At 67.2% G+C, this 9,195-nt stretch carries 10 protein-coding genes; 4 read left to right on the top strand and 6 right to left on the bottom strand.

Annotation, left to right across the window (positions count from 1 at the left end):
* Positions 1-35 precede the first annotated feature (35 nt).
* From pspA to pgsA, 4 genes are all read right to left on the bottom strand, one after another.
* Positions 36-854 (bottom strand): phage shock protein PspA, encoded by an 819-nt coding sequence (gene pspA / locus ACFWF3_RS13495; protein WP_101466599.1) that lies wholly within the window; start codon positions 852-854, stop codon positions 36-38.
* Between the two features lie 196 nt (positions 855-1,050).
* Positions 1,051-1,503, bottom strand: a complete 453-nt coding sequence (locus tag ACFWF3_RS13490; protein WP_378626573.1) for a helix-turn-helix domain-containing protein — start codon at positions 1,501-1,503, stop codon at positions 1,051-1,053.
* A gap of 91 nt (positions 1,504-1,594) precedes the next feature.
* Positions 1,595-2,086, bottom strand: coding sequence for a CinA family protein (locus ACFWF3_RS13485; protein WP_379313904.1), 492 nt, complete (start codon positions 2,084-2,086; stop codon positions 1,595-1,597).
* The gene (gene pgsA, locus ACFWF3_RS13480; protein ID WP_379313903.1) at positions 2,083-2,718 is read right to left on the bottom strand and encodes a CDP-diacylglycerol--glycerol-3-phosphate 3-phosphatidyltransferase; all 636 of its coding nucleotides are present in this window, start codon (positions 2,716-2,718) and stop codon (positions 2,083-2,085) included. Before pgsA ends, ACFWF3_RS13485 begins: the two co-directional genes overlap by 4 nt.
* Before the next feature lie 255 nt (positions 2,719-2,973).
* Here pgsA and ACFWF3_RS13475 point away from each other — a divergent pair, with 255 nt between their 5' ends.
* Together ACFWF3_RS13475 and ACFWF3_RS13470 are read left to right on the top strand one after the other, a co-directional pair.
* Positions 2,974-3,540 (top strand): amino-acid N-acetyltransferase, encoded by a 567-nt coding sequence (locus ACFWF3_RS13475; RefSeq protein ID WP_379313902.1) that lies wholly within the window; start codon positions 2,974-2,976, stop codon positions 3,538-3,540.
* Between the two features lie 28 nt (positions 3,541-3,568).
* Entirely contained in the window at positions 3,569-3,853 is a 285-nt protein-coding gene (locus ACFWF3_RS13470) for a YciI family protein (protein ID WP_378992382.1), read from the top strand.
* 64 nt (positions 3,854-3,917) lie between these two features.
* Here ACFWF3_RS13470 and ACFWF3_RS13465 read toward each other — a convergent pair whose 3' ends face one another.
* Together ACFWF3_RS13465 and ACFWF3_RS13460 are read right to left on the bottom strand one after the other, a co-directional pair.
* Complete coding sequence (locus ACFWF3_RS13465; protein WP_379313901.1) at positions 3,918-4,898, bottom strand: TerC family protein; 981 nt, start codon at positions 4,896-4,898, stop codon at positions 3,918-3,920.
* Between the two features lie 426 nt (positions 4,899-5,324).
* Positions 5,325-7,871, bottom strand: a complete 2,547-nt coding sequence (locus ACFWF3_RS13460; RefSeq protein WP_379313900.1) for a DNA translocase FtsK — start codon at positions 7,869-7,871, stop codon at positions 5,325-5,327.
* A gap of 297 nt (positions 7,872-8,168) precedes the next feature.
* Between ACFWF3_RS13460 and ACFWF3_RS13455 the strand changes: the two genes are divergently transcribed.
* The gene (locus ACFWF3_RS13455) at positions 8,169-8,552 is read left to right on the top strand and encodes a DUF4189 domain-containing protein (protein ID WP_378628262.1); all 384 of its coding nucleotides are present in this window, start codon (positions 8,169-8,171) and stop codon (positions 8,550-8,552) included.
* A gap of 34 nt (positions 8,553-8,586) precedes the next feature.
* Positions 8,587-9,141, top strand: a complete 555-nt coding sequence (locus ACFWF3_RS13450; RefSeq protein WP_379313899.1) for a hypothetical protein — start codon at positions 8,587-8,589, stop codon at positions 9,139-9,141.
* The last annotated feature ends 54 nt before the right edge of the window (positions 9,142-9,195 follow it).

Here is a 9,195-nt window from a genome sequence, read left to right as displayed (position 1 = left end):
GGGCCGCGAACTCGAGCGCGCCAGCGCTCCGAATATTACAGCGCTTGGCCCTTGTCGATGTTCGGTGCCGGTGCGGCCTTGGGCTGCGCCGGGTTGATCGCCGCGTTGTTGTTGCCGGTGGGCAACGCGTCACCGCGCATGGAGGCGCGGATCTGCTCGAGCTTGCTGTGCCCGGCCATCTGGACGCTGGCCTGCTGCACCTCCATCATGCGACCCTGCACCGTGTTCTGCGCCAGCTCGGCCGAGCCGAGCGCGTTGGCGTAGCGGCGCTCGATCTTGTCGCGCACGGCGTCCAGGCTGGGCGTGGAGCCCGGCGCGGACAGGGTGGAATCCATCTGCTGCAGCGAGGCCGAGACCTGCTCCTGCATCTTGGCCTGCTCGAGCTGGCTGAGCAGCTTGGTGCGCTCGGCGACCTTCTGCTGCAACATCATCGCGTTCTGCTCGACCGCCTTCTTGGCCTGTGCGGCGGCCTGCAGGGACTGATCGTGCAGCACCTTGAGGTCTTCCACCGACTGCTCGGCGGTGACCAGCTGGGCGGCGAACGCCTCGGCGGCGTTGGTGTACTGGATCGCCTTCTCGGTGTCGCCCGCCGCCTGTGCCTGATCGGCCAGGGTGACGGCCTGACGGGCGTTGGCGTTGAGCTTCTCGACCTCGTCGAGCTGGCGGTTCAGCTTCATCTCCAGCTGACGCTGGTTACCGATCACCGACGCCGCCTGCTGCGACAGCGCCTGATGCTGACGCTGCGCCTCCTCGATAGCCTGCTGAATCTGGACCTTCGGATCCGCATGCTCTTCGATCTTGGAGTCGAAGAGGGCCATCATGTACTTCCAGGCCTTCACGAACGGATTAGCCATCGATTGATCCCGCCTCCATCTGTGCGTCGCTCGTGCGACTGGTGGTACGCGACCGTCACGCACCAGATACGTGCTTATCCTTCACCATGCGGCACCCGGACCGGCAGTGGCCGGACCGATCGACGCCTGATGAGAATCTATCCGTTCTCACCAGCGGTGTGCAGCGTCTCGCGCGCCGGGCGCAGGGTTCGCCGCGTCACATTCCCTTCACCAGTACCAGCATCTCGGCCCTCGGGGCCGGGATGACGATGCGGGTGTCTTCGGCGATGCCGATGCGCGCGCCCTGCTCGGCCGCCGCGCTCGCGGAGGCGGAAGCCTCGCCCGCGGCGGGTTCGGGCAGGGTGGCGGGCTCGGCTTCGGCGGGCTCGCGCTCGGCGGCGGGGCCGGTCAGCGCGGGTTCGCGCGGCGCGGAGCCGTCGGCGCCCGCCATCAGGGTGCTCACGTCCCAGAGCACGCGCGAGAGCGGCACGTCGAGTGCCTCGCAGATGCTGGCGAGCAGTTCACTGGAGGCTTCCTTGCGGCCGCGCTCCACTTCCGACAGATAGCCGAGGCTCACGCGCGCCGAGGTCGACACCTCGCGCAGCGTTCGATGCTGGGCGAGACGCGCACGCCGCAGACTGTCCCCGATTGCCTCCCGCAGCAGCGTCATCTCGTTCTCCTCCACCTCGTGTCACCGCCGTAGCGGTGCTCACCTCTTTCTGGCACAACGTCGAGCATGGACCGGTGGTTCCCGAACCGGGCTACTTCACACTGACACAGCGCAGCAACTCCCGCACCGCACTGTGCACCGCACCGAGTCTGATCGTCCACCGGTCACCGTGCAGTTTCAACCGGACCACTTCGCTGTGATGTGGACCGGCCAACCCGAGGTATACCGTGCCGACGGGATGCCCGTCCTGGGAATCGGGTCCGGCGACCCCGGTCAATCCCAGACCCCAGTCCGCGCCACACTGCTCCCGCGCCCCCACAGCGAGCTGTTCGGCGGTCGAGGCGGCGACCGGTCCGTCGGTACGGAGCAGCTCGTCGTCGACACGGGCCAGACTGTTCTTGAGGTCGGTGGCGTAGACGATCAAGCCGCCCCGCAGCACCGCGCTCGCACCGGGAACTCCCGCCACCGTGGCCGCGAGCAGGCCCGCGGTGAGCGATTCGGCCGTGGCGACGGTCTGACCCGCCGCGTTCAGGGCCTCGACCAGTTCGGCGACCGGCGCACCGTCGACGAGCGGATCACTCACGAGCGCGACCGTCCACCCGCCAGCCACACCCTGGCCGCCTGCCCCACATAGTCCAAACCGGTGACCACCGTCAGCGCAACGGCCAGATACATCAGCCACATGCCCGCGGTGGCGAAGATCCCCGACAGCGGCAGCACCAGCAGCGCGATCGCCACCGACTGCACCAGCGTTTTGAGCTTGCCGCCGCGTCCGGCCGGGATCACCCCGCGCCGCACCACCACCAGCCGCAGCAGCGTGATGCCGATTTCACGGCCGCAGATGACCAGGGTGATCCACCACGGCAAGTCCCCGAGTACCGAGAGCCCGATCAGCGCGGCTCCGATCAGCGCCTTGTCCGCGATGGGGTCGGCGAGCTTGCCGAAATCGGTGACCAAACCGTATTTGCGGGCCAGTTGCCCGTCGAAGCGGTCGGTGATCGCGGCCAGGCCGAAGACCGCCGCGGCGATGACCCGCCAGCGGGTGTCGTGCCCGCCCTCGGCGAACAGCGCCAGCACGAACAGCGGCACCAGCACGATGCGCGCGATGGTCAGCACGTTGGCGATATTGAGCAGCGGAACCTGCGTCTCCGCCACCCCGTGCATCGGCGTCACCGCACTCGACCCACGATCGATCTCTTCGGGTCGCACGCTCATGCCCTGTCCTCGTGGCATGACCGGGCGCCTCGCGTGGCCACGCGAGCTACCGCCTCCAGACGCTGACCGTTCATGCGCTGCCCTCTCGGCACTCACCGGCACTGCGCCGAAATCCAACGGTTTCGCGAGCTGTTTGCTCGCACGATCGGTGCCGCGCGATCCGGTCGTCGAGCCCGGCGCGATGCGAGGAGCGGAACGACAGGATGTGCGGCACATCTTCAGACTATCGGTAACCCGGCCGACTACTGTGCACCCATGACCTCACGGGGACCCTTGAGCGGTTCGACCAGCGACGCGCATACTGCCGCGCCCACTGTGGCGCCTGTTTCCGGCGTGGTCGTCCGACGAGCGCGAACCTCCGATGTCCCCGAGATCAAGCGCCTGGTCGACGAGTACGCCGGGCGCATCCTGCTGGAGAAGAACCTGGTCACACTGTACGAATCGGTCCAGGAGTTCTGGGTCGCCGAGCTCGACGGGCAGGTCGTGGGCTGCGGCGCGCTGCACGTACTGTGGGCCGATCTGGGCGAAGTGCGCACTGTCGCAGTGGATCCCGTCGTCAAGGGCCGCGGCGTCGGCGGGGCGGTGGTCGAGCACCTGGTCACCGTCGCCCGCGAACTGCAGTTGCAGCGTGTGTTCGTGCTCACTTTCGAGGTGGACTTCTTCGGCAGGCACGGGTTCGTCGAGATCGACGGCACGCCCGTCACCGCCGAGGTGTACGCGGAGATGTGCCGCTCCTACGACACCGGTGTCGCCGAATTCCTCGACCTCAGCTTCGTCAAGCCGAACACCCTCGGTAATACCCGCATGCTGCTGACCCTGTAGAGAATCCCTCGCGAGAAAGTGATCGACTGTGCCGATCTTCGCTGTCCACTACACCTACTCCGACGCGACGGCGGCCGACCGCGCGACCAACCGACCCGAGCATCGCGGCTGGCTGAACGCGCTCGTCGACGCGGGCACGGTGCTCAGTAGCGGGCCCTACCCCGACGGTTCGGGCGCGCTGCTGCTGTTCCGCGCCGAGGACGCGCCCTCGCTGACCGAACTGCTGGGCAACGACCCGTTCGCGAAGCTGGACCTGATCGACGCCGTCCGCGTGGTCGAGTGGTTGCCGGTGATGGGCGCCTTCGCCGAGTAGCGCAGCCCGGAGACAGAGCTGCCCGGAACCCTTCAGGTTCCGGGCAGCGTCGTCCGCGGTGGTGTCAGGCTTTGTTGGTGTTACGGGTGCGCAGCAGGCTCGCCACCGTCGCGATGACCAGAATGCCGATGATCACGCTCAGCGAGAACGCCGTGGAGATCTCCGGGACGCTCACGTGCTCACCGCCGTTGATGAACGACAGTGTGTTCTCGTGCAGCGCGTGCAGCACGAGCTTCACGCCGATGAACGCCAGGATCGCGGCCAGGCCGTAGGACAGGTACACCAGGCGGTCGAGCAGGCCGCCGATGAGGAAGTACAGCTGGCGCAGGCCCATCAACGCGAAGGCGTTGGCGGTGAACACCAGGTACGGCTCCTCGGTGAGACCGTAGATCGCCGGAATCGAGTCCAGCGCGAACAGCAGGTCGGCGAAACCGATCGCCAGCAGCGCGAGCAGCAGCGGCGTCACCACGCGTTTGCCGTTGATCCGGGTGACGAGCTTGTCGCCGTCGTACTCGTCGGTGGTGGGCAGGATCCGTTTGGCCAGCGAGACGATGTAGCTGTCGCGCTTCTTCTCGTGTTCGACCTCGTGTCCGCTCTCGCGCAGCAGGTTGATCGCGGTGTAGATCAGGAACGCGCCGAACAGGTAGAACACCCAGCTGTACGCGCTGATCGCGGCCGCGCCGACCGCGATGAACACACCGCGCATCGCCAGCGCCAGCACGATGCCGATCAGCAGCACCTTCTGCTGGTAGATCCGCGGCACGGCGAAGGTGCTCATGATGATGAGGAAGATGAACAGGTTGTCGACCGAGAGCGCTTTCTCGGTGACGAAGCCCGCGTAGTACTCCCCCGAGAACGTGCCGCCCCATTTCCAGGCGACGAACAGGCCGAACAGCAGCGCCAAGCTGATGTAGACAGCCGACCAGATGCCCGATTCCTTGAAGGTGGGCTCGTGCGGGGTGCGCACGTGGGCGAAGAAGTCGAAGACGAACAGGCCGAGGATCACCAGTCCGGTGATCACCCACTCGAGCGTGGTCACCTGCATGTGGTGGTCCGATCGATGAAGTTCATGTCGCCCATCATGCCCGAATTGTCCGTTTCAGTCGGCTTTGCGGAACGATTGCCCGTCATGATTTCACACACATCGGCGGGCGACGCACCCGCCGCGCACACGGAAAAGCGCTTTCGCCCGGTTCGCGAGCGCTGCTACCGTCACCGCATACCCCGACCACAGCCCCGAGAGGAGCGAGCCGTGTACGAATCCACCGCGCAGAACCAGCGCCCCACCGCGATGCACCGGCTCAGCCCCGGTGCCGTGAAGTCGGGTACCCGCCTCGCGCGCGCCCGCTTCATCGCCTGACAGGCGATTTTCGCCCGACCCCGGGCCATGTCCCGACCATGAGCCGTGCCAGGTCCCTCCTCGTTCGTCGCCGCCTGCTTCCGGCACGGTCAGAGCAAACCGGGAACGGCGTCACTCGTCCTCGGACGCACCGGGATCGCCGCCACGGATCGACCACAGCAACCCGTCCAATTCGTCGGGCTTGATGAGCACGTCACGCGCCTTGGAACCCTCACTGGGCCCGACCACGCCACGCGTCTCCATCAGGTCCATCAACCGGCCCGCCTTGGCGAAGCCGACGCGCAGCTTGCGCTGCAGCATCGAGGTCGAACCGAACTGTGAGGTGACCACCAGCTCCACCGCTTGCAGCAGCACGTCCATGTCGTCGCCGATATCGGGGTCGACGTCCTTGACCTCGCCGGCCTTGGCCGCGGTGACACCCTCCTGATATTCGGGTTCGGCCTGGGTCTTGCTGAACTCGACGACGGCCTGGATCTCCTCGTCGGAGATGAACGCGCCCTGCAACCGGGTCGGCTTGCCCTGACCCATCGGCAGGAACAGACCGTCGCCCATGCCGATCAATTTCTCCGCGCCCGGCTGGTCCAGGATGACGCGCGAGTCGGTGAGCGAGGAGGTGGCGAACGCCAGCCGCGAGGGCACATTGGTCTTGATCAGACCGGTCACCACGTCCACCGAGGGCCGCTGGGTGGCCAGCACCAGGTGGATACCCGCGGCACGCGCCTTCTGGGTGATCCGCACGATCGCGTCCTCGACATCGCGTGGTGCGGTCATCATCAGGTCGGCCAGCTCGTCGACGATGGCCAGGATGTACGGGTAGGGCCGGTAGACGCGTTCGCTGCCCAGCGGCGCGGTGATCTTGCCCGAGCGCACGTTCTTGTTGAAGTCGTCGATGTGGCGGACCTTGTTGGCCTGCATGTCCTGGTAGCGCTGCTCCATCTCCTCGACCAGCCAGGCCAGCGCGGCGGCGGCCTTCTTCGGCTGGGTGATGATGGGCGTGATCAGGTGTGGAATGCCCTCGTACGGCGTGAGCTCCACCATCTTCGGGTCGATCAGGATCATCCTGACCTCCTCGGGGGTGGCCCGGTGCAGCAGCGAGATCAGCATCGAGTTCACGAAACTCGACTTACCCGAACCGGTGGAACCGGCCACCAGCAGGTGCGGCATCTTGGCCAGGTTCGCCGAGACGAACTCGCCCTCGATGTTCTTGCCGAGACCGATCACCAGCGGATGGTGGTCGTTGCGGGTGTGCGGCGACTTCAGAACGTCGGCCAGGCGCACCAATTCGCGGTCGGCATTGGGCACTTCGATGCCCACGGCCGACTTACCGGGGATGGGCGCGAGCAGGCGCACGTTCTCGGTGGCGACGGCGTAGGCGAGGTTGCGGGCCAGCGCGGTGATCTTCTCGACCTTGACGCCGGGACCGAGCTCCACCTCGTAGCGAGTGACGGTGGGGCCACGCACGAACCCGGTGACGGCGGCGTCGATCTTGAACTGCACCAGGACTTCGGTGATCGCCTCGATCATCGATTCGTTGGCCGCGGAACGCTTCTTGGGCGGGTCGCCGTCGAGCAGCAGTGTCAGCGGGGGCAGCGTGTAGTCGCCGTCGACGACCCGATCGGTGACGAACTCCGGTTCCGGTGGCGGCGGCGGGGTCTGGTCGACCGGCTTGACCACCGGCCGCTTGCGCGCCGGTTTCGGTGCGGGCGCGGGCGGTTCCTCGATCGGCTTGGCATCGCGCAGCGGCGGTTCGCCCAGTGATTCGGTGACCGCGTCGGAGCCGCCGAACTCGTCGGGCGGGTAGTTGTCGTCGGGGTTACGGCCACGGCGACGGGTTCGGTTGCGGTGCACCGGGAATCCGTCGGCGTCGTAGTTGGCCGGGTCGTAGGGGTCGCCGTCGTCGGCGTATTCGCCGAGGCCGAAGTATTCGCTCAGCTTGGCAGGCACCTCGCGCACCGTGGTACCGGTGAGCAGCAAGACGCCGAACATCATGGCCAGCAACAGGATCGGCAGCGCGAGCCATGGTGTGAGCCCCTGGCCGAGCGGTCCGCCGATCGCATAGCCGAGCGCGCCGGCCGCGGTGGCGCGGCCGTCCGCGCCGGTGGGGGAACCAGCTGCCAGGTGCCAGACTCCCAGGGCGGGAAGCACGACGAGTAGCCCACCGAGGACCAGCCGTGGCCGGATCTCCGGATGTGGTTCGGTACGCATCAGCACCACCGCGAGCGCGACCAGCAGAATCGGCGCCAGCGCGGCCGCGGAACCGGCGATCGCCCGGACGATGTCTTCGAGGAAACGGCCGACCGGTCCGCCCGCCGACATCCACATCGCGGCGGCGATGATCGCGCTCAACGCGATGAGCGCCAGGCCGATGCCGTCGCGCCGGTGCCCGTGGTCCAGGTCGCCTGCCCGGCTCAACGTGCGGGTGGTGGCGCCGACGCCGCGCGCCAGCATGGTCCAACCGCTCCCGATCCCGCGGCTGATCACCGCCAGCGGTGCGGTGTTGGAGGCCCGTTTGACCGGCCTGCGTACGGGCGTGGTGCGCCCACGCGGAGCCGCCGTCGCTCGCGGGGTCGCCGAACGAGACCGCGCCGCCGGCGTCTGCCCCCTGGTCGATCCCGCCCGCGCACGAGAGGTCGTGGTGCTGCGGGACTTACCTGCCATGACCATCAGGCTAGCCGCTCGAACACCTCCGAGACCATCCGCAACACTGGTCCCACCGTGCTCGCCGCGGTGATCCAGGGTGGATGCGCAGGTCGCAGCGCCCCGGTCAACGCGGGGAAATCTCGCCGGGAACCGCGTTTCGCGGGCCCGAACTTACGGAATCCTTGTCGATCGCCACTGATTCGGGCGTGAGCGGGCTCGCGCGTCTAGCGCGGGCGCCGTAACCCTCGGTACGTTGACTGCGCTCTATCGGGTCGTCGACCCGTGCAGATGAAGGGGACGCTACAAGTGAAGAGAATGCTCACCAGCGCGGCCGTGCTGGGTGCCACCGCAGCCGCAGTGTTCGCGGGGCACATCGCACCGGCCCAGGCGCAGTCGGGCAACTACGGCGCCATCGCGGTGTCGGTCAAACCGGGGGTTTACGGATACGCCACGGACTACGGCAGCTACGCCGATGCCGAGGCCGGTGCCATGTCGGCCTGCCTGCGTGGCGGCGGCGGTGGCGGGTGTGACGTGAAGGTGTCCTACCGCAACGGGTGTGGAGCCATCGCGATCTCGCGCGGGTGGTGGAGCTACGGCTCCGCGTCGACGATCGGCGGCGCGAAACGCGAAGCGCTGAACAACAATCCGGGCAACGCCTACATCAAGCACTGGAACTGCACCAGCGGCTACCAGCTCTAGCCCGACCGTTTCGACCATGATCATGGGAGTTGTAGTGAACAACCGTCCAGTGAAATCCGCTGCCGTTCTCGTCGCGATCGTCGCGGCGCTCGGCCTCAGCGCGTGCAGTTCCGGCGCCGACTCGACCAGCACGAGCGCGGGAACCACCACCAGCAAGGGCGGCGCCTTCGAAACGGGCGACGCCAAGTCGGGCAAGGAAGAGGGCGGTGAGCCCGCGGCCACCACGGTGCCCAACCTGCCCAAGCCGACCGCCGCCGAGCTGAACGCCCGGTTGAACAAGGCCCTCGCGGGCCAGCTCACCGGCGAGGAGAAGAAGACCTACATCGAGGACGCCGACCAGGATCCGATGCTGGTCGACAAGTTCGTCGAGGCGGCGAAGCAGAACAACGTCAAGGTCGCCATCACCACCGTCGGTGACCCCGCCGACGGCAAGCTCAAGGCGAACGCCGATGTCACCATCGACGGCGCCCCGGTCAAGGACGCCTTCGTCGACTTCGTCGCCGAGGACGATTCCTGGAAGGTGTCGCACGTGTTCGCGTGCAACATCGTGAAGTCGGCGCAACTCGACTCCGCGGCCTGCCAGGCCTGAGCCACAGTCCGAATATCGCATCCGAATATCGGGTCCGAATATCAAGAAAACCGC

Source organism: Nocardia sp. NPDC060220 (genome assembly GCF_042727815.1).
Classification (GTDB): Bacteria; Actinomycetota; Actinomycetes; order Mycobacteriales; family Mycobacteriaceae; genus Nocardia.
The sequence above is the reverse complement of the archived record's forward strand: the minus strand, read 5'-3'. Positions and strand labels throughout refer to the sequence as shown.